General features: G+C 56.7%; 18 protein-coding genes and 4 tRNA genes. 7 read left to right on the top strand and 15 right to left on the bottom strand.

All coding sequences use genetic code 11. The features are described 5' to 3' along the window. Positions 1 to 29: 29 nt before the first annotated feature. Positions 30 to 899: a phospholipase A gene (gene pldA / locus HWQ15_RS09300; RefSeq protein ID WP_022646666.1), complete on the bottom strand. Its 870-nt coding sequence runs from the start codon at positions 897 to 899 to the stop codon at positions 30 to 32. Between the two features lie 160 nt (positions 900 to 1,059). Here pldA and yigI point away from each other — a divergent pair, with 160 nt between their 5' ends. Next, positions 1,060 to 1,527, top strand: a complete 468-nt coding sequence (gene yigI, locus HWQ15_RS09295; RefSeq protein WP_006812366.1) for an acyl-CoA thioesterase YigI — start codon at positions 1,060 to 1,062, stop codon at positions 1,525 to 1,527. 51 nt (positions 1,528 to 1,578) lie between these two features. Then, on the top strand, positions 1,579 to 2,475 hold the full coding sequence (rarD, locus tag HWQ15_RS09290; RefSeq protein ID WP_023299047.1) for an EamA family transporter RarD: 897 nt from the start codon (positions 1,579 to 1,581) through the stop codon (positions 2,473 to 2,475). A 43-nt stretch (positions 2,476 to 2,518) separates the two neighbouring features. On the opposite strand, the gene corA is transcribed toward rarD, so the two are convergent. The 8 genes from corA to HWQ15_RS09255 form a co-directional block, all read right to left on the bottom strand. Then, on the bottom strand, positions 2,519 to 3,469 hold the full coding sequence (corA, locus tag HWQ15_RS09285) for a magnesium/cobalt transporter CorA (protein WP_003860807.1): 951 nt from the start codon (positions 3,467 to 3,469) through the stop codon (positions 2,519 to 2,521). Between the two features lie 150 nt (positions 3,470 to 3,619). After that, entirely contained in the window at positions 3,620 to 3,676 is a 57-nt protein-coding gene (ysgD, locus tag HWQ15_RS23115; protein WP_212743980.1) for a YsgD/CorL family protein, read from the bottom strand. A 149-nt stretch (positions 3,677 to 3,825) separates the two neighbouring features. Beyond that, positions 3,826 to 5,988, bottom strand: coding sequence for a DNA helicase II (gene uvrD / locus HWQ15_RS09280; RefSeq protein ID WP_017383586.1), 2,163 nt, complete (start codon positions 5,986 to 5,988; stop codon positions 3,826 to 3,828). Positions 5,989 to 6,067: 79 nt separating this feature from the next. Then, complete coding sequence (gene yigB / locus HWQ15_RS09275) at positions 6,068 to 6,784, bottom strand: 5-amino-6-(5-phospho-D-ribitylamino)uracil phosphatase YigB (RefSeq protein WP_063148960.1); 717 nt, start codon at positions 6,782 to 6,784, stop codon at positions 6,068 to 6,070. Next, positions 6,784 to 7,686, bottom strand: a complete 903-nt coding sequence (gene xerC, locus HWQ15_RS09270; protein ID WP_022646663.1) for a tyrosine recombinase XerC — start codon at positions 7,684 to 7,686, stop codon at positions 6,784 to 6,786. The genes yigB and xerC overlap by 1 nt, the downstream gene beginning before the upstream one ends. Further along, positions 7,683 to 8,390 (bottom strand): DUF484 domain-containing protein, encoded by a 708-nt coding sequence (locus HWQ15_RS09265; RefSeq protein WP_023295731.1) that lies wholly within the window; start codon positions 8,388 to 8,390, stop codon positions 7,683 to 7,685. The genes xerC and HWQ15_RS09265 overlap by 4 nt, the downstream gene beginning before the upstream one ends. Continuing rightward, positions 8,387 to 9,211 (bottom strand): diaminopimelate epimerase, encoded by an 825-nt coding sequence (dapF, locus tag HWQ15_RS09260; RefSeq protein ID WP_023299045.1) that lies wholly within the window; start codon positions 9,209 to 9,211, stop codon positions 8,387 to 8,389. The genes HWQ15_RS09265 and dapF overlap by 4 nt, the downstream gene beginning before the upstream one ends. Positions 9,212 to 9,246: 35 nt before the next feature. After that, positions 9,247 to 9,450, bottom strand: a complete 204-nt coding sequence (locus HWQ15_RS09255; protein WP_003860815.1) for a lipoprotein — start codon at positions 9,448 to 9,450, stop codon at positions 9,247 to 9,249. A gap of 135 nt (positions 9,451 to 9,585) precedes the next feature. Here HWQ15_RS09255 and cyaY point away from each other — a divergent pair, with 135 nt between their 5' ends. Then, positions 9,586 to 9,906, top strand: coding sequence for an iron donor protein CyaY (gene cyaY, locus HWQ15_RS09250; protein ID WP_063148962.1), 321 nt, complete (start codon positions 9,586 to 9,588; stop codon positions 9,904 to 9,906). A gap of 324 nt (positions 9,907 to 10,230) precedes the next feature. On the opposite strand, the gene cyaA is transcribed toward cyaY, so the two are convergent. Further along, on the bottom strand, positions 10,231 to 12,774 hold the full coding sequence (gene cyaA, locus HWQ15_RS09245; protein WP_023299043.1) for a class I adenylate cyclase: 2,544 nt from the start codon (positions 12,772 to 12,774) through the stop codon (positions 10,231 to 10,233). 349 nt (positions 12,775 to 13,123) lie between these two features. On the opposite strand from cyaA, the gene hemC reads away from it, so the two are divergent. The 4 genes from hemC to hemY are packed head-to-tail and all read left to right on the top strand — an operon-like array spanning position 13,124 to position 17,218. Next, the gene (hemC, locus tag HWQ15_RS09240; protein ID WP_038415042.1) at positions 13,124 to 14,065 is read left to right on the top strand and encodes a hydroxymethylbilane synthase; all 942 of its coding nucleotides are present in this window, start codon (positions 13,124 to 13,126) and stop codon (positions 14,063 to 14,065) included. After that, positions 14,062 to 14,802 carry a uroporphyrinogen-III synthase gene (gene hemD / locus HWQ15_RS09235; protein ID WP_023299041.1) on the top strand — a complete coding sequence of 247 codons (741 nt, stop codon included), beginning with the start codon at positions 14,062 to 14,064 and terminating at the stop codon, positions 14,800 to 14,802. Before hemC ends, hemD begins: the two co-directional genes overlap by 4 nt. Positions 14,803 to 14,822: 20 nt before the next feature. After that, the gene (gene hemX / locus HWQ15_RS09230; RefSeq protein WP_022646657.1) at positions 14,823 to 16,016 is read left to right on the top strand and encodes a uroporphyrinogen-III C-methyltransferase; all 1,194 of its coding nucleotides are present in this window, start codon (positions 14,823 to 14,825) and stop codon (positions 16,014 to 16,016) included. 2 nt (positions 16,017 to 16,018) lie between these two features. Continuing rightward, complete coding sequence (gene hemY, locus HWQ15_RS09225; RefSeq protein WP_032622057.1) at positions 16,019 to 17,218, top strand: protoheme IX biogenesis protein HemY; 1,200 nt, start codon at positions 16,019 to 16,021, stop codon at positions 17,216 to 17,218. Between the two features lie 539 nt (positions 17,219 to 17,757). On the opposite strand, the gene HWQ15_RS09220 is transcribed toward hemY, so the two are convergent. The 5 genes from HWQ15_RS09220 to HWQ15_RS09200 form a co-directional block, all read right to left on the bottom strand. Next, positions 17,758 to 17,834, bottom strand: a tRNA-Pro gene (locus tag HWQ15_RS09220). A 44-nt stretch (positions 17,835 to 17,878) separates the two neighbouring features. After that, positions 17,879 to 17,964: transfer RNA gene (locus tag HWQ15_RS09215), tRNA-Leu, on the bottom strand. A gap of 21 nt (positions 17,965 to 17,985) precedes the next feature. After that, positions 17,986 to 18,061: transfer RNA gene (locus HWQ15_RS09210), tRNA-His, on the bottom strand. A 67-nt stretch (positions 18,062 to 18,128) separates the two neighbouring features. Next, positions 18,129 to 18,205 (bottom strand) — tRNA-Arg (locus tag HWQ15_RS09205). Between the two features lie 102 nt (positions 18,206 to 18,307). Beyond that, on the bottom strand, positions 18,308 to 19,693 hold the full coding sequence (locus HWQ15_RS09200) for an amino acid permease (protein ID WP_023305225.1): 1,386 nt from the start codon (positions 19,691 to 19,693) through the stop codon (positions 18,308 to 18,310). Positions 19,694 to 19,765: the final 72 nt, after the last annotated feature.

The following is a 19,765-nucleotide window of genomic DNA, read 5'->3' as shown; positions in this document are numbered from 1 at the left end:
AACGTTTAACGCAAAAACATTCGAGCAGCTTAGAAAATATCGTTCAGCATGACGCCCACACCAACGCGGGTCTGGTTGAAGTTATAGTCGATCAGCGATTCGCCATAACCGCTATACACCTGGGTATAGAGACGAACGTGTTTCGTCACCGGGTAGCTCAGGCCCAACTCTGCGCCGCCGTAGCCGGTATTCCAGTTGTACTGCCCTTTGGCGCTCAGCACCGCGTCACCCAGCTGATAGCCCACTTTAAGCTGATAATAGCCCATGTATTTGGTGATATCAGGATTGTCATCGGTGCTGCCCACCACGTACCACGGCTTCACTTCCACCATGAAATTGCCGTTCTGCGCCATCAGACGCGTATAAACGCGATTCCAGCTGCGTGAGGTTGGGTCGGAACGACCGTTGGAATCGTGGTTATAGCCCACCTCCACGTCTCGCAGCGTCCAGCCTGCAAACTCATAATCAGTGGCGAAACCGAGGAACAGCTGCGGTTCATAGTTGGTTTCGCGGAACGGTGAAGATTCCCCGCTGTTGGAGAGCTGCCACCATGACTTCTGCGTGTAAGATGCACCAAGCACCGAGTTCGGCCCCAGGATGCCGCGCCATAACGGGAAGGCCAGGCTGAGCTGGAACTTCACCTCATCTTTACGCGCATTGTCAGACCAGTTATAGGAGCTTATCGCCTCTTTGTTGAGATCGCTGGTCTGGGTATAGATCACGTAGTTTGTGTCATAGGGGTAGAGCGTGAACGGATTGTCATGCTCCTGAAGCATATTGGCGATGATGCTGCCCTGAACGGCAGGTTTATCATGCACTTCTTTGATCGTCGCTTCCTGCGCATATGCTGTGAGGGGCAGCGCAACCGCCGCCAGTAACCAACCCAGATACGTCCGCATCGGTGGTGTTCTCCTGAAATTGTGACATTTAATGAATAGTTTTGTCCGGGCATTCTACAGACTTCTGCGATAACTTCCGCTTCCTCGTTTCTTAAAGTGGCATTCCTTTATCCTGAAGCATAAAATAAACATTTTGTTAACAACAAGGATGCCACGTCAGATGTCAGCCACACTCACCGCCGAAGAAACCTTAAAGCTCGTGGGCGAGATTTTTGTGTATCACATGCCATTCAACCGTGCACTGGGTCTTGAGCTGGAGCGATACGAAAAAGACTTCGCTCAGCTGAGTTTCAATAATCAGCCAATGATGGTCGGTAACTGGGCGCAAAGCATTTTGCACGGCGGAGTGATTGCCTCTGCGCTGGACGTGGCGGCCGGTCTGGTGTGCGTGGGCAGCACGCTGACGCGCCATGACACCATCAACGAAGATGAATTACGCCAGCGCCTGTCGCGCATGGGCACCATCGATTTACGCGTCGACTATCTGCGACCGGGACGCGGAAACCGCTTCACCTGCACCAGCAGCCTGCTGCGCGCCGGGAATAAAGTTGCCGTCGCCCGCGTTGAGCTGCATAACGAGGAGCAGGTTTATATCGCCAGCGCAACCGCCACTTATATGGTGGGTTGAGACGGCAAATTCGGGTAAAATTACTTCACTTTTTTGTAACGGATTTTCCCGATGGATGCTAAACAGACGCGGCAGGGCGTTTTACTCGCCCTTGCCGCTTATTTTATTTGGGGTATCGCGCCGGCGTACTTCAAGCTTATCGCCTATGTCCCGGCGGACGAGATCCTCACTCACCGCGTCATCTGGTCGTTTTTCTTTATGATTGCGCTGATGAGCATCAGCCGTCAGTGGTCAGGCGTCAAAACGCTACTGAAAACCCCGAAGAAGGTCTTCCTGCTTGCCCTCTCTGCGGTGCTGATTGGCGGAAACTGGCTGCTGTTTATCTGGGCGGTGAATAACCATCACATGCTCGAAGCCAGCCTGGGGTACTTCATTAACCCGCTGGTGAACATCGTGCTGGGGATGATTTTCCTCGGCGAACGTTTCCGCCGGATGCAGTGGGTGGCGGTGATTCTGGCCCTCTGCGGCGTGCTGGTGCAGCTGTGGACCTTCGGTTCACTGCCGGTTATCGCCCTGGGGCTGGCGTTCAGCTTTGCCTTCTACGGCCTGGTGCGTAAAAAAATCGCCGTGGAAGCGCAGACGGGAATGCTGTTTGAAACCCTGTGGCTGCTGCCTGTCGCGGCGATCTACCTGTTCGGTATTGCCGACAGCGCCACCAGCCACATGGGCAGTAACCCATGGTCGCTGAACCTGATGCTGATGGCCGCGGGCGTGGTCACGACGATACCCCTGCTGTGCTTCACCGGCGCGGCAACGCGTCTGCGCCTCTCCACGCTTGGCTTCTTCCAGTACATCGGCCCGACGCTGATGTTCCTGCTGGCGGTGGTGTTTTACGGCGAGGTGCCGGGTGCGGATAAGATGGTGACGTTCGCCTTTATCTGGGTGGCGCTGGCGATTTTCGTTGCGGATGCAATTTATACCCAGCGCAGGACTCGCAGAGGAATTTAGGTGCTTTGTAGGGCGGGTAAGCGCAGAGCCACCCGCCTGATTTTTACAACCAGTTCTTCCGCTTGAAGTACAGGTACGGCGCCAGCCCGGCGAGGATCATAAAGATAATCGCCCCCGGGTAGCCAAAGCTCCACTTCAGCTCCGGCATAAACTCAAAGTTCATCCCGTAGCTGGATGCCACCAGCGTCGGCGGCAGGAACACCACGGAAACCACCGAGAAGATCTTGATGATGCGGTTCTGCTCGATGTTGATAAAGCCCATTGCCGCCTGCATCAGGAAGTTGACCTTCTGGAACAGGGATTCGTTGTGCGGCAGCAGGGATTCGATATCGCGTAAGATCTCACGCGCCTGCTCCAGCTGACCGCCCGGCAGACGCGCCTTGCGCACCAGGAAGTTCAGCGCGCGCTGGGTATCCATCAGACACAAACGCACCTTCCAGCCGATATCTTCCAGCTCTGCAAGCGTGGACAACGCTTCGTCGTACTCATCGCCCTGATGGCCTTCCATGATCACGCGGCTCAGCTTTTCCAGGTCGCTGTAGATGTTTTCGATTTCATCCGCCAGCTGTTCGATTTTGGTTTCGAACAGATCCAGCAGCAGCTCATAGGCGTTACCGTCCATCATCGCCTGGCTGCGGGCGCGCATGCGGTAGAGACGAAACGCAGGCAGTTCGCGCTCGCGCAGGGTGAACAGGCGGCCATCGCGGATGGTAAACGCCACGGTGGAGTTCCCCGCGTGGTCTTCGGCATCTTCGAAGAAGAAGAAGGAGTGAATGTGCAGGCCGTCTTCGTCTTCAAAAAAACGGGCGGATGCTTCGATGTCTTCCAGTTCCGGGCGTGTCGCCAGGCTTTGCCCCAGTTCAGATTGTACGCGAAGGCGCTCATCGTCGTCCGGCTCGACCAGATCCACCCATACGGCATCAATGAGGGGCTGTGACTCTTCGGCTTCAAGCCGAGTCAGTCGGTTATTTTCGAGTTGAAATGCGCTCAACATGACCGGGACTCCCAATGCAAAAAATATCGGACAGTTCGGTGGGCACACAGAAACAAATTGGGTTTCAGACCATTAAACAGCCTGACTCAGCGCGACGGGAATGATGCAGTCGCTGACAACCACTAAGGCCATCAGCAAGAGGAGATAGCCTTAGGAGTTGTTCCTGGATGACAGGGAATTGAGCCAGTATCTACTGGGTGTGTCCAAGGCGAATGTCCTCTTAGCGTAATCGTGCGCGCATGTTACGCCAGCAATAACTGTGGCGTCAACACGCAACGGAACGCTGAAGGGCATTAATTGACCTTCAACGTATAAGGCTAGCAGATTATTACAAAATAGTGATATTTTTCTGAAAGTTACACACTTTCCAGCTTGGCATAGGCTGCCACCAGCCATTTGATCCCCTGCCCCTGGAACGCGACCTGCAAACGGCTGTGCTCGCCGCTGCCTTCCAGATTGACGATGGTGCCTTCGCCAAACTTCGAGTGGCGCACGCGCTGGCCCAGCTTGTAACCGGTATCGGTTTCCGAGATTGGCGAGCCCATACGCTGATGACTGACCGGACGGCTGATGCTGGCGCGCAGGCGCACCTCTTCCACACACTCTTCCGGCAGTTCGCCGATAAAGCGCGACGGACGGTGATACACTTCTTTCCCGTACAGGCGGCGGGTTTCCGCGTAGGTCAGGGTCAGTTTCTGCATCGCACGGGTCACGCCCACGTAGGCCAGACGACGCTCCTCTTCCAGACGCCCGCCTTCATCCAGCGACATCTGGCTCGGGAACATCCCCTCTTCCATCCCGACGATGAACACCTGCGGGAACTCCAGACCTTTCGCGGAGTGCAGGGTCATCAGCTGAACCGCATCCTGCCAGGTATCGGCCTGCCCTTCACCCGCCTCCAGCGCGGCGTGAGAGAGGAATGCCTGCAACGGCATCAGGTCTTCGTCTTCTTCGTTGTAGCTGAACTGGCGCGTTGCCGTCACCAGCTCCTCTAAGTTCTCAATACGAGTCTGGCCCTTCTCGCCTTTTTCCTGCTCGTACATGGTGCGCAGGCCGGAATCTTTGATTACCCGGTCAGTCTGGACGTGCAGCGGCATGTCGGCCGTTTCCTGCGCCAGCGCGTCGATTAACTCCAGGAAGCGCTGCAATGCGCTGGCGGCGCGCCCGGCGAGGGCTTTTTCCTGCAACAACTCGCGGCATGCCTGCCATAGCGTGAGCTGACGATCGCGCGAGGCCTGACGCACCACGTCCAGCGTACGATCGCCGATGCCGCGCGTCGGCGTGTTCACCACGCGCTCAAACGCCGCATCGTCGTTACGGTTGGCAATCAGACGCAAATACGAGAGCGCATCTTTGATCTCCTGACGTTCGAAGAAGCGCATACCGCCATAAATGCGGTACGGCATGCTCACCTGTAACAGCGCCTCTTCCAGCACGCGCGACTGGGCGTTGCTGCGATAGAGAATGGCACACTGCTCCAGCGCACCGCCGTTCTCCTGCCAGGTTTTAATGCGGTTCACCACGAAGCGGGCTTCGTCGAGCTCGTTGAAGGCGCAGTAAATCGAAATCGGTTCGCCGTCGACGCCATCGGTCCACAGCTTTTTACCCAGTCGCCCGTTGTTGTTCTCAATCAGGGCGTTGGCCGCGCTCAGTATGTTGCTGGTAGAACGGTAGTTCTGCTCCAGACGGATGGTTTGCGCGCCGGGGAAATCGTTGAGAAAGCGCTGGATGTTCTCCACCTGCGCGCCGCGCCAGCCGTAGATAGACTGGTCGTCATCGCCCACGATCATCACCTTGCCGGTATCCCCGGCCAGCAGGCGGATCCACGCGTACTGAATGTTGTTGGTATCCTGGAATTCGTCCACCAAAATGTTGGTGAAGCGTTCACGGTAGTGTTGCAGGATATGTGGTTTGTTGAGCCACAGCTCGTGGGCGCGCAGCAGCAGTTCGGCGAAATCCACCAGACCGGCGCGATCGCACGCTTCCTGATAGGCCTTGTAGACGTTCTGCCAGGTCTGCTCAACCGGGTTACCGAAGCTTTGAATGTGGTGCGGACGCAGCCCTTCGTCTTTCTGACCGTTGATGTACCACATCGCCTGACGCGGCGGCCACTGCTTCTCGTCGAGGTTCATCGCCTTGATCAGACGTTTCAGTAAGCGCAGCTGGTCTTCGCTGTCGAGGATCTGGAAATCCTGCGGCAGGTTAGCGTCCATATGGTGCGCGCGCAGCAGACGGTGCGCCAGGCCGTGGAAGGTGCCAACCCACATGCCGCCCTGGCTGGTGCCCATCAGCTGTGCGATACGGTGGCGCATCTCCGCCGCCGCCTTGTTGGTGAACGTCACGGCCATAATCGAGTACGGCGAGCAGTTCTCCACGCTCTGTAGCCAGGCGATACGGTGAACCAGCACGCGCGTCTTACCACTGCCCGCTCCAGCCAGTACCAGCAGGTTTGTACGCGAGGCGGCAACCGCGTCACGCTGTTTGTCATTAAGGCTGTCGAGCAGGTAAGAAACGTCCATTGGCACCGTCACGTCATGTCGGGCGGGCAAATGTTTCCATTCGCCAAAACCCTGTTAATTTATACAGAACAATTGATGATTATATCAGCGTCGTGAGGGATGCCAACCGTGAAATTTCCACGTGCGGCAGAAGACGGCTATCCGGGGTAGTCATCAGATCGGCATTTTCCGGCTTGATCCAGCAGGCCTGCATGCCGCAGCGGATCGCCCCGGCGACGTCCGTGGTCAGGTCGTCGCCCACGTGCAGGATCTCACCGAGCGGCAAATCCAGTTTTTCCGCCGCCAGATGATACATATCGTTGAACGGCTTCGAGCGTCCGTGCGGGCCCGCGCGCAGCACGAACTGAAAATAGTTCCCCAGACCAAACAGTTCAGGCTGAGCGTTGCCGTTGGTAATGGCGACCAGCGGCCACTTTTCGGCGAGCTTCGCCAGCGTGTCGTGGGTCTCCTGCGGCACGTCGATTCGGCTGCGCCATTTGGCGAAGTTTTCCATGGCCGCTTCAGCACCCATGGCCGCGTCCTGCGCGCTCAGGCCGGCATTGAGCATCGCCTGCTCAACCGCACGGCGGCGCCATTCGGTCACGTCATGATAAATTTCCGGCTCGGTTTCCCGCAGGGACTGACGCAGCTTCTGGAACTCTTTGTTCTGCATCGCTTTCAGCGCAGGATGGTAGTTTTGCACAAACGCCAGCGACTCCTGCTCGGTACGCAGGATCACTGGGCGGTTGTCGTAAAGGGTGTCATCAAGATCAAACGTCAGGGCTGAGATCTGACCGAGTGGGCGGTAAAAACGCATTATTTCCCCCGTTTGGCGCGTGGATGCGCCGCGTCATACACCGAGGCAAGGTGTTGGAAGTCTAAGTGGGTATAGATTTGGGTGGTCGACAGATTCGCGTGACCAAGCAGCTCCTGTACGCCGCGCAGGTCGCCGCTTGATTCCAGCATGTGCGTCGCAAAAGAGTGGCGCAGCTTATGCGGGTGAACGTGGCTGTTCAGCCCCTGCTTAATGCCCCACTCCGCAAAGCGCTTCTGCACGTTACGCGCCGAGATCCGCTTGCCGAGCTTCGACAGGAACAGCGCATCCTCTTCCGCGCCAAACAGACCGCGCAGATCCAGCCAGTGCTCAATCCAGGAAACCGCATTGCGGCCGATCGGCAGGCGGCGCTCTTTGCTGCCTTTGCCCATCACCCACACTTCGCCAGATTCCAGATCGAGGTGCTTTAAGTCGAGGTTCACCAGCTCAGAGAGACGCAGGCCCGCGCCGTACATCACCTCCAGCATCGCGCGGTCGCGCACGGCCAGCGGATCGTTGAGATCGATATCCAGCAGGCGGTTTACGTCGTCGACGTCGATATTTTTCGGCAGATGACGCGGGGCCTTTGGCGTGGCGATCCCTTTTGCCGGGTTGGCTTTCAGACCGCCCTGGCTGACCAGCCAGTCGAAGAAACTGCGCAGGGCAGAGAGCCGGAGCGCCAGGCTCGCCGGGCTTAAGTTTTTTTTACGGCTACGCACAACGAAGCCGCGAACCGTGGCGGCGTCACATTGTTGCCAGCTTTTCAGGCCGATTTCATCGGCAATCTGCATGATGGCATCAAGCTGACGCTGATAGTTGAGCAGCGTAATAGGGCTAAGCTGGCGTTCTACGCCAAGATAGCGCAGAAAACGGGTGACGTCAGTGGCGAGCAGTCCGTCCGTCATACGCGCTCAATCCAGCGCTCCAGCAGCTCAGGCAGCATCAGGGCGATCTCCTGCAACAGTTGCGTACCCTGCCCCTGTTCATAATGATGCGCGTCGCGGCTGGTAAATAACATCACGCCCAGGTCACCATCGCGCCCCATCAGCGACATCGCCACCGAGCCGATAGCTTTGGCTTCCGGCAGCACCACCAGCAGTTCTGGCCCGTTAAGCGGCCCCAGATAGTGGTGCTCATGGCCCAGACGCTGAATGCGCAGCGGCTCAAACGCCTGACGGCTCAGCGCCAGATGGGTAAACCCGGACGGCGCGCCAATGCGCCAGCGGTCAGGGAAGAGACGGATCGTCGCGCCTGCCAGCCCCAGCTCGCGCGCCCAGCGATGGAAGCGGTTGAGGAACTCTTCGAGACTGTGCGCGGAAGCCAGACGCGCCTGAAGGTGCAGAAGACGATAGAACAGGCTTTCGTTATTGCTGGCCTGCTCCATCAGCAGCGTCATGTTCTCTTCGAGCTGATTGATGTGGTTGCGCGAGCGCGCCATGTGCCATTCAACCAGCGACACGGTCTCGCGAACCGGATGCGGTACGCGCATCCTTTCGACGACGCGTGCATTGCGGATAAAAAACTCAGGATTGTGCAGCAGGTAATCCACAACAGCGCTGTCATCCAGCTCCGTTACAGGTTCCCGCAGTTCTTCCCCTGGTTGCTTCATAGATGGATAAACCCGTCATAAACATGTGTCGCCGGGCCAGTCATGTACAGTGGATGACCCGCTCCTTTCCAGGCGATATCAAGACGCCCGCCCGGTAATTCCACGCGAACCTCTTCCGCCAGTAACCCCTGCGAGATACCGACGGCCACCGCCGCACAGGCACCGCTTCCGCAGGCCTGGGTTTCGCCCGCGCCGCGCTCGTAAACCCGCAGGCGAATGTGTTCACGCTTCACCACCTGCATGAAACCGATGTTCGCCCGCTCCGGGAAGCGCTCGTGGCTTTCCAGCACCGGGCCGAGCGTTTCAACCGCCGCAGTTTGCACATCATCTACCTGAATCACGCAGTGCGGGTTACCCATCGAGACGACGCCGCACAATACTGTCTGCTCGGCGGCACGCATAATATAGGTCTTTTCCGCTTTGTTGGCGCGAAACGGCACGGCAGCGGGTTCGAAGTTCGGCTCGCCCATGTTCACGCGCACCAGTTCGTCGTCGGTGACGCTGAGCACCATCCGGCCGTTGGCGGTGCTGACGCGGATATCGCGCTTGTTGGTCAGCCCTTTCAGCCGAACAAAGCGGGCAAAACAGCGTGCGCCATTGCCGCACTGGGAAACTTCGCTGCCGTCGGCGTTAAAAATGCGATAGTGGAAGTCCAGGTCAGGATCGTAAGGCGGCTCCACCACCAGCAGCTGGTCAAACCCCACGCCCACGTGTCGATCCGCTAGGCGACGGATCAGTTCCGGGGAGAAAAAGACATTCTGCGTTACCGCGTCGACGACCATAAAGTCGTTGCCAAGGCCATGCATTTTAGAGAACTGCATCATTTGCTCCATTGCGCGGGTACAGAACGTAATCGTCAGAGATTGACCTGAGTCGGGCCGCCGTTATTGCCGCGATCGTTGGTATCCGGCGTAGATGACTCGATACCACTTTGCACTGGTTTTGTCGGCGGTGGTGCGTTTTTATCCTCTGGCGGGAAGTACAGTGGTCCCTTCAGTCCACAGCCGGTCAGGCTAAACAGAGTGACAAGAACGACAAGCGTTCGGAAGACGTTTTTCATGTAGAGGTTGCCCGTAAGTTCAAATCTGTTTCTATCATCGCAGGAGAAGACACAAAAGCAAGAGTTTGCCGCTTTCCTGCAACGGGAATTATTTAGCGTTATACTGCCGCCATCACGAAAAACAGGAATAAAACCATGAACGACAGTGAATTTCATCGCCTTGCCGATACCCTGTGGATGACCATCGAAGAGCGTATCGACGAGTGGGACGGCGACAGCGATATCGATTGTGAAATCAACGGCGGGATCCTGACCTTAAGCTTCGAAAACGGCAGCAAGATTATTATTAACCGTCAGGAGCCGCTTCACCAGGTGTGGCTGGCGGCGAAACAGGGCGGCTATCACTTTGATCTAAAAGGTGACGAGTGGATCTGCGACCGCAGCGGTGAAACGTTCTGGGATCTGCTGGAGCAGGCGGCGACCGCGCAGGCGGGCGAGGCAGTGAGTTTCAGGTAGTTTTGTTGCCCGGTGGCGGCTACGCCTTACCGGGCCTACAACGGCTCGAACCATAGTCCGGGTAAGCGTGAGCGCCAACCGCAACAGCAGCTCGGACCGTAGGCCGGGTAAGCGTTAGCGCCAACCGCAACAGCAGCTCGGACCGTAGGCCGGGTAAGCGTTAGCGCCACCCGGCAACAGCGGCTCAGACCGTAGGCCGGGTAAGCGTTAGCGCCACCCGGCAACAGCAGCTCGGACCGTAGGCCGGGTAAGCGTTAGCGCCACCCGGCAACAGCGGCTCAGACCGTAGGCCGGGTAAGCGTTAGCGCCACCCGGCGAAAAGGGTCAGGAGAAATACTGCTGCAACAGCGGCGCAGTTTCCTGGTTAGCGGGCGCCGCAGGGGTAATCGCCTGCGTACGGAACGGGATCACCTGCGCTCGTCCATCCACATTCACAATCTGGTAGAACTGCGGCAGGTTGAAGTTGATAAAGCTTGAGCCGTAGGTAAAGCGATCGTGCGAGGATGAATAGAACCGGCTGACGTCGCGCACCAGCTCCTCTTTGCTGCCTTCACAGTGGTGATACACCTCGGCACGGTTGGTTTCATCCAGAATGTAGATATTAAACCCGGCGTTATCGCCCGACTCCTCGAAGAAGAACTGAATAATCCCTTCACTCGCAAAGCCATCCACCACCTGCGGCAGCTTAACGTGGTTGGTTTCCACCTGAACCGACAGGCCATGCAGTTTGTTGTGTGAAATCGCGCCGTAGAATTCAATGGCGTTCTCCAGCTTCTGCACCGACACGTTCAGGCGCTCAAAGAACAGCCCCCAGGTCTGGCCGGAGACGCGCAGCGCTTTAAAGCGTCCGGTTTCATTCCGGGTGCTGGAAAGACGCAATTCGATGCACTCAGACACCAGCTGCTGCACGCGGGTACGAATCAGGCCGCGAAGGTGCTGGCTGTAGCAGAACACCTCCACGCTGTCCGGCGGCGCGGCGTCCTGGTGCATCTTGCCGAGGATCGTTTTCAGCGCCTCGATCATCGCCTGCTCGCCGTTAAAGTGCAGGGTACGCACTTCGTTCCACGAGTTGCGGTACAGCAGATCCACGCTGCCCACCAGGCAGTTTTGCTGCTCACCGAAGCTAAAGACGTCCAGCTTACGGAAGTCAAAGTGAACCACCTGATTGCGGAAGGCCGCCGTCGGGTCGTATTCCAGGTTGACGATGATCGCCAGATGGCGAATCTCACACGGGCTGTAGAGCGCTTTTGGCGTCGGCGCAGGCAGACGCAGTGGGAAGTGGTGCGAGACATCCGCCACCATCTCCTGCAATTTGGCTAAATCGACCACCTCGTTGCCCTTGATAAACAACCGGGTGCGTGAGGTGAGAAGGCCGTTAAACCAGGCCCAGGCCACCAGCTTGTTCAGGTAGCGGTTATATTCCAGCGGCTGATGGCTGATGATTGAATCCATGCTTGGCGCACGGTTGTACAGATACCACCCGGTGCGGTTCGCGCGGCCCGGCGGCACGTAGATAAAGGTCAGATTCGGTTCAGACAGGTCAGGCGAAATCTGTGGGTTCACCAGCGTTACCTTGCCCGGCAACGCTTCAAACGCGGCGTACAGTTTACGGGTCAGCACCCCGATATCCTGTGGGCTGGCAGAAACGCTAAGGTTGTTACGGCGGGCAAAGCGGATCAGGTTGCGGTAGCTCTGCATCATCGCATCAAGCAGCTCGTTGTGCGCCTCGCGCACCTGATCGATTTTCCAGTTGGCGCGGTTGTCGAGCATGGCGAGACGCGCTTCGTCCCATCCCCACTCTTTGACTAACTGGCTGACCACTTCACGGCGCCAGCCAACGCAGGCGCGCTCGCGGCTCAGTTTTTCACAGACTTTGAGATAGAAACATCGACGCACCAGGTCAAGACGCGTGGCGTCATCAATGGCCGTCAGGTATTCGGTGACGCGTTCCAGCATCATGCAGTAGGCATCAAGCCCGTAGGAGACGATCTCCCCGTCGTGCAGACGCTGCTTAATATCTTTCGCCAGCAGACGCGGCGTGGGGTATTCCCAGGAGTAGGCTTCCAGCAGCAGGGTTTTCAGCACCGCTTTGTACGGTGAATCAATGCTCTTATAGAGCTGCCAGAGGCTTGCACCAAAGTACTCTTCGGCGGACAGGGAGCTCAGACCGCCCAGATCCAGCCACTCGTTTGGCGTCAGTACGCCCTGCGAGTAAAGCGACATGACGTAGTCGTCATAATTCTCTTCTTCATCGCACGGCACCATATTCCACAGAATACGTTTTCCGGCCAGGCGAACCGCTGTACGGTAAAACTCATCCAGCAACAGAATATGCTGAGTCGAGCCGCAGTCTTCACCACCCAGACTGCCGCTTTCGTTATGGCGGAAACGGTTTTCATCAATCAGGAAGAAGCTCACTTCCACGCCGAGCGACGCCGCCCAGCTCTCCAGCAGACTGCATTTACGCTGCAACAGCTGGCGCTCTTCATTGTCGAGCCAGGACTGATGGCAGACCCAGATATCCAGGTCAGAAGAACAACTTTGCCCAACCGATGACGTGCTGCCCATGGAGTAAACCCCGGTAATCGGCAGCTCGCCTTTCGGCGAAACCTGCGGCGGCATACCACGGTAAAGCTCAAGTTCAGTCAGATAGTGCTGTTGGGTTTCATCAGGCGTGAAGAGGCAAATGCCCTGGGGAACGTTACCATCGAGGTAACCCGGCATTAGCGGATGGTGATAGTGCAACAATGTCGGCAGTAGACTGTATACCTGCTGGAAAGCAGGGCCCATGGCAGCAAGCGCGCGATCCACACGCAATTGATTGATGGCATCCAGTCTCTGTTTCAGAGTCTCAATATAGAGGTACAAGACGTATCGCCTGATGTTTCCGGGTGTCGCACGCCAGTCAAAACAGAACAAGCAGCGGACCCGCAGTATTTCAAAAAATAACCGTTACCCTTTTTCGCCTTGTTGTTTTCTGGTGGTACAGACGAAAAAATGGTCTAAAACGTGATCAATTTAACACCTTGCCGGTTGACCGTAAAGAAAGATGCGCTACATACAAGTGTAGCACCGTTCTGTACGTGTAAATTCCTGAATACGGCGGTGGCTGACGCGAACGCCGCCCTGTCCCTCTCACTCTTCATCAACCGTAAAACTGCCATCCGAGTGTCAACAATGTTAGGATGGTTAGCGATTGATAATGACGGTAACAAGCATGTTAGACAATGTTTTGAGAATTGCCACACGCCAAAGTCCTCTTGCGCTCTGGCAGGCACATTATGTTAAGCAGCGCCTGGAAGCCTGCCACACCGGATTACGCGTTGAGCTGGTGCCAATGGTCACGCGTGGCGATGTCATTCTTGATACGCCGCTGGCCAAAGTGGGCGGAAAGGGTCTGTTTGTCAAAGAGCTGGAGCTGGCATTGCTTGAGAACCGCGCCGATATCGCCGTGCATTCGATGAAAGACGTGCCCGTTGAGTTCCCGGAAGGGCTGGGGCTGGTGACCATCTGCGAGCGCGAGGATCCGCGCGATGCGTTTGTCTCTAATCGCTATGACTCGCTTGATGCGTTGCCGGCAGGCAGCGTGGTCGGCACGTCAAGTTTACGCCGCCAGTGTCAGTTGGCTGAACGTCGTCCGGATCTGGTGATTCGCTCGCTGCGCGGGAACGTCGGCACACGCCTTGGCAAGCTGGATAACGGCGACTACGATGCCATTATTCTTGCGGTTGCGGGCCTGAAACGCCTGGGGCTGGAAGAACGTATTCGCGTGGCGTTGCCGCCGGAGCTGTCGCTGCCCGCCGTCGGCCAGGGTGCCGTCGGCATTGAGTGTCGTCTGGATGATGCGCGTACTCAGGCACTGCTCGCGCCGCTGAATCATGACGATACCGCCGTTCGCGTAAAAGCCGAGCGCGCGATGAACACTCGCCTCGAAGGGGGCTGTCAGGTGCCAATTGGCAGCTATGCTGAATTAACTGACGGTGAGCTGTGGCTGCGTGCGCTGGTTGGCGCGCCGGACGGCTCGCAGATGGTTCGCGGTGAACGTCGCGGCAAGCCGCAGGATGCCGAGGCGCTTGGCGTATCGCTGGCGGAAGAGCTGCTGAGTAACGGCGCGCGTGAAATTCTGGCTGAGGTCTATAACGGAGAGCCCCCTGCATGAGCATACTTGTCACCCGCCCTTCTCCCGCAGGAGAGCAGTTAGTGAGCCGTCTGCGCGCACTGGGGCAGGTGGCCTGGAGTTTTCCGTTGATTGAATTCTCCCCCGGTCGCGAGCTGCCTACGCTCGCTGACCAGATGCGTGCCTTGCAGGAAGGTGATCTGCTCTTTGCGCTATCGCAGCATGCCGTGGAATTTGCCCATGCGCAGCTACAACAGCAGGGCGTTAACTGGCCCCACGCACCCCGCTATTTCGCCATCGGGCGCACCACGGCGCTGGCCTTACATACCGCGAGCGGAATCGATGTTCGTTACCCGTTAGATCGGGAAATCAGCGAAGTCTTGCTACAATTACCTGAATTACAAACTATTGCCGGAAAGCGTGCGCTCATTTTGCGCGGCAACGGTGGCCGCGAACTGCTGGGCGAGACGCTGCGCGAACGCGGCGCAGACGTGACGTTTGTGGAGTGCTATCAGCGCTGTGCAAAACACTATGATGGCGCGGAAGAAGCCATGCGCTGGCATGCGCGCGGCATTAATACGCTGGTGGTTACCAGCGGTGAAATGTTACAACAGCTATGGTCGCTGATTCCGCTTTGGTATCGCGAAAACTGGTTACTCCGCTGTCGGCTTCTGGTCGTCAGCGAGCGTCTGGCGAACCACGCCCGGGAACTGGGCTGGCAGGATATTCGGATCGCTGATAACGCCGACAACGATGCGCTGCTGCGCGCATTACAATAACTCTCAAATGGGAAGCCATAATGACGGAACACGAAAAATCCTCCGCCGTGGTTGAAGAGACCAGGGAGACTGTGGACACCACGTCACAGCCAGAGACGACAGACAAAACCGTTGAGAAGAAAAACGGCAGCAATAAAACCAGCCTCACGCTGAGCGTGATTGCCATCGCGATTGCGCTGGCCGCAGGCGTGGGTCTCTACGGACTGGTGAAGAAACAAGGCACCAACCAGACGGCCACCAGCGACGCGCTGGTTAACCAAATCACCGCCCTACAGAAAGCGCAGGAGACGCAAAAAGCTGAGCTGGAAGGCGTGATCAAACAGCAGGCTGCCGCCCTCGCCGACGCGAACAGCAAACGTGAAGAGTTGACCAAACAGCTGAGCGAAGTGCAGGAGAAAGTCGCCACGATTTCGGGAACCGATGCCAAAACCTGGCTGCTCTCACAGGCCGATTTTCTGGTGAAGCTGGCCGGGCGCAAGCTCTGGAGCGATCAGGATGTCACCACCGCCGCCGCGCTGCTGAAAAGCGCCGACGCAAGCCTGGCCGATATGAACGATCCGAGCCTCATCAACGCACGCCGCGCTATTACGGAAGATATCGCCAGCCTGTCTGCGGTTTCTCAGGTCGACTACGACGGTATCATCCTTAAGGTAAATCAGCTCTCAAACCAGATTGATAACCTTCAGCTGGCCGATAACAACGATGATGACTCCCCGATGGATTCTGACGGCACCGAGCTTTCCAGCTCCCTGAGCGAATGGCGTATCAACCTGCAAAAGAGCTGGCAGAACTTTATGGACAGCTTTATTACCATTCGCCGCCGCGATGAAACCGCCGTGCCGCTGCTGGCACCGAACCAGGATGTCTATCTGCGCGAAAACATTCGCTCCCGCCTGCTGGTGGCTGCCCAGGCCGTACCACGTCACCAGGAAGAGACCTACAAACAGGCGCTGGATAACGTTTCAACGTGGGTACGTGCTTACTACGATACCAATGACGCAACCACGACCGCGTTCCTGGAGGATATCGACAAGCTGAGCCAGCAAAACATCACCATGAACGTGCCGGACAAGCTGGAAAGCCAGCCGATTCTGGAGAAGATCATGCAGACGCGCGTGCGTAACCTGCTGGCCCAGCCGGGCGTTCCGGCAGAGCGCCCGGCTGAAGCACCTGCCGCCGCGCCAGCGCCTGAAAGCGCGCCGCAAGGAGAGTGATGATGCTAAAAGTCTTCTTACTCTTCATTCTGCTGATCGCCGGAATTGTACTGGGGCCGATGCTCGCGGGTCACCAGGGTTACGTATTGATCCAGACCGATAACTACAACGTCGAAACCAGCGTGACAGGGCTGGTGATCATCCTGATCCTGGGTGTGGTCGTCCTGCTGGCAGTGGAATGGATCCTGCGTCGGATTTTCCGTACCGGCGTTCACACGCGCGGCTGGTTCGTTGGCCGTAAGCGCCGTCGCGCCCGTAAGCAGACCGAGCAAGCGTTGCTGAAGCTGGCCGAAGGCGACTATCAGCAGGTTGAAAAGCTGATGTCGAAAAATGCCGACCATGCAGAACAGCCGGTTGTTAACTATCTGCTGGCCGCTGAGGCGGCGCAACAGCGAGGCGATGAGGCCCGCGCCAATCAGCATCTTGAACGCGCATCTGAGCTCTCAACTAAGGATCCGATTCCGGTTGAGATCACCCGCGTTCGTCTGCAACTGGCGCGCAATGAAAACCATGCCGCACGTCACGGCGTTGACCGTCTGCTGGAAATCACCCCTCGTCATCCGGAAGTGCTGCGTCTTGCGGAGCAGGCATACATTCGGACAGGTGCCTGGGGTTCGCTGCTGGACATTATCCCTTCCATGGCGAAAGCCGACGTGGGCGATGATGAACATCGTGATGAACTTCAGCGTCTGGCCTGGATTGGCCTGATGGATCAGGCGCGCGCCGATCTTGGCAGCGACGGCCTGAAAACCTGGTGGAAAAACCAGAGCCGCAAAACGCGCCAGCAGGTTCCCCTTCAGGTGGCGATGGCAGAACATCTGATTGAGTGTGACGACCATGACACCGCGCAGGAGATCCTTCTCGACGGTCTCAAGCGACAGTATGATGACCGCCTGGTGATGGTCATCCCGCGTCTGAAAACCAACAATCCGGAACAAATAGAAAAAGCACTGCGCCAGCAGATCAAAACCGTGGGCGATCGTCCGCTGCTGTGGAGTACGCTTGGCCAGTCTTTGATGAAACACGGCGAGTGGCAGGAGGCGAGTCTCGCCTTCCGCGCTGCGCTGAAGCAACGCCCGGACGCATTTGATTACGCCTGGCTTGCTGATTCGCTGGACAAGCAGCACAAGCCGGAAGAGGCCGCAGCCATGCGGCGTGATGGGCTTCTGCTTACGCTACACAATAACGGAACGCAGCAGTAATTATCCAGGAGGCCAGATGGCCTCCTTTTTTGTACCCATAAAAAAACGCCTGCTATAAAAGCAGGCGTTAAAACAGGTCTGTAAGACAACATATTTGGTGCTTCACTCAACGTTATGTCCATGGTGTTTGATGAGGCCGAAGCGACATCTGTCAGTGGACGATAAGCACCGTAAACGGCTCTGCGTCATTCCTGAGTTTATGAGGCCGTAGGGCGAACATAAGAGATGGAATGAGCATCTACACGCATATTATTGCATGTAATGTGCCAGGTTTACACGCATAACTTTTACATCGCGCAACATTTTAAGATAAAAGGAAATTATGTTGTTAAGAGGCGCCTTACGCCATACAAACTCGCGCTAAGGGCGGCAATCTGTCGTCACCAGGAGACAGGTTAAGAGAGAAAATAATAAATTCTTTATTATTAAAGGCTTATATGTCGCTGAATCGCGACAAGGATATAGAGTGTTGTCGGGGAATGGCTACAGGATGAAAAAGCGCAGAAAACAAAAAACCCCGCCGAAGCGGGGTTCAAAATTGGTCGGCGAGAGAGGATTCGAACCTCCGACCCACTGGTCCCAAACCAGTTGCGCTACCAAGCTGCGCTACTCGCCGATGTACTGCTTTTTTGAATTTTTAGTTCAACTCATTAAAAGTCGTGGTGCGAGGGGGGGACTTGAACCCCCACGTCCGTAAGAACACTAACACCTGAAGCTAGCGCGTCTACCAATTCCGCCACCTTCGCAATTCACAACTCTTTCAATAATGGGGTGGCTAATGGGATTCGAACCCACGACAACTGGAATCACAATCCAGGGCTCTACCAACTGAGCTATAGCCACCACTGTATTCTTTCACGCGGTTCTGACTACTTCTCAGACCACCGCAGCTCTAGCGCCGGGACTAAAATGGCGCGCCCGACAGGATTCGAACCTGAGACCTCTGCCTCCGGAGGGCAGCGCTCTATCCAGCTGAGCTACGGGCGCTTAGCGCCGTTGCGGGGCTGGATATTACGTACCTCCGACCCCGCTGTCTAGTGCTTTTTTGAAAAAAATGCGCGTTTGGTTATGGTTTGCACATTTTGCCGCTTATTCCTCCACTTTATGGGCGGAGCCACGGCGACCCAGGCCAAAAAGTTTATATGCAGCTGTGACGGCAGCCAGGAAGATCATCCCGACAAACAGCGACATGCGGGTATCTTCATTAAAGTACATTCCAATTAATACGCAAATCAGGAACGCCATCGTCAAATAGTTCGCATACGGGAACAGAATGGAACGGAATGGATGGCTGGCGATCGCTTCTTTGTGCGCCTGTCGGAAACGCAGCTGGCTAATCAAAATGACAAACCACGGTACCATCCCCGGCAGCACGCTGGCGCTATAAACATAAACAAACACGCGCTGCGGATTCGGGATGATATAGTTCAGGCAAGAGCCAATCAGCAGAATCACAATCGACACCGCTACGCCCGCCACCGGTACACCCACGCGGGAGACTTTACCCATCACCGCCGGCAGCTGTTTGTTTTGCGAGAGCGCGTAAAGCATGCGCCCGCAGCTGTACATTCCGCTGTTACAGCCGGAGAGCGCCGCCGTCAGCACCACAAAGTTGATAATGGCGGCTGCCGCCGTGATGCCAATCTTAGCGAAGGTTAAGACAAACGGGCTGCCGGTGGTGCCGATCTCGTTCCATGGGAAAATGGTCACGATAACGAAGATCGCGCCCACATAGAAAATCAGGATACGCCACAGTACCTTGCCTACCGCGCTACGCAGCGTGACCTGCGGGTTTTTCGCCTCACCTGCGGTAATGCCGATCAGCTCAACGCCCTGATAGGAGGCGACAACGATACAGAGCGCCGTCAGAAAGCCCTTCCAGCCGCCCGCAAAGAAGCCGCCGTGCCCGGTCAGGTTACCAAAACCGATAGCGTGCCCGCCGTTACCGAAGCCAAAGAAGATGACCCCAAGGCCAACGACAATCATCACGATGATGGTGGTGACTTTGATCATCGCAAACCAGAACTCGATTTCGCCGTAAAGACGAACGGCGGCAAGGTTCGCCAGCGCCACCAGCCCTACGGCAATAAGCGCGGGTATCCACTGGGCCATCTCCGGGAACCAGAACTGCACGTAGACCCCGATGGCGGTGATCTCCGAAATCCCCACGGCCATCCACATAAACCAGTACGACCAGGCCGTGAGATAACCAAAGAACGGGCTCATATACCGGTGGGCGTAAACGGCGAAAGAGCCCGTCACCGGCTCCAGGAACAGCATTTCGCCCATTGAGCGCATGATGAAGAAGACGAACAGTCCGGCAATAATATACGCCAGCAGGACGGAAGGCCCCGCCCACTTCAGCGTGCTTGCCGAGCCCATAAACAGGCCAACGCCGATAGTCCCGCCCAGCGCGATCAGTTCAATATGTCGAGCTTCCAGCCCACGCTGAAGCTCCGGTTTTTTCTCTGCCATAATTCCTCGGTTGTGTTTGCTGTTTCCCGACTTGTTGCCGGGTATTGTTTTGAGGGGTACTGAAATACGGAG

This window comes from Enterobacter sp. DSM 30060 (assembly GCF_013375955.1).
Taxonomy (GTDB): domain Bacteria; phylum Pseudomonadota; class Gammaproteobacteria; order Enterobacterales; family Enterobacteriaceae; genus Enterobacter; species Enterobacter intestinihominis.
Note: the sequence above shows the minus strand (reverse complement) of the source record. Positions and strands in the feature narration are given on the sequence as shown.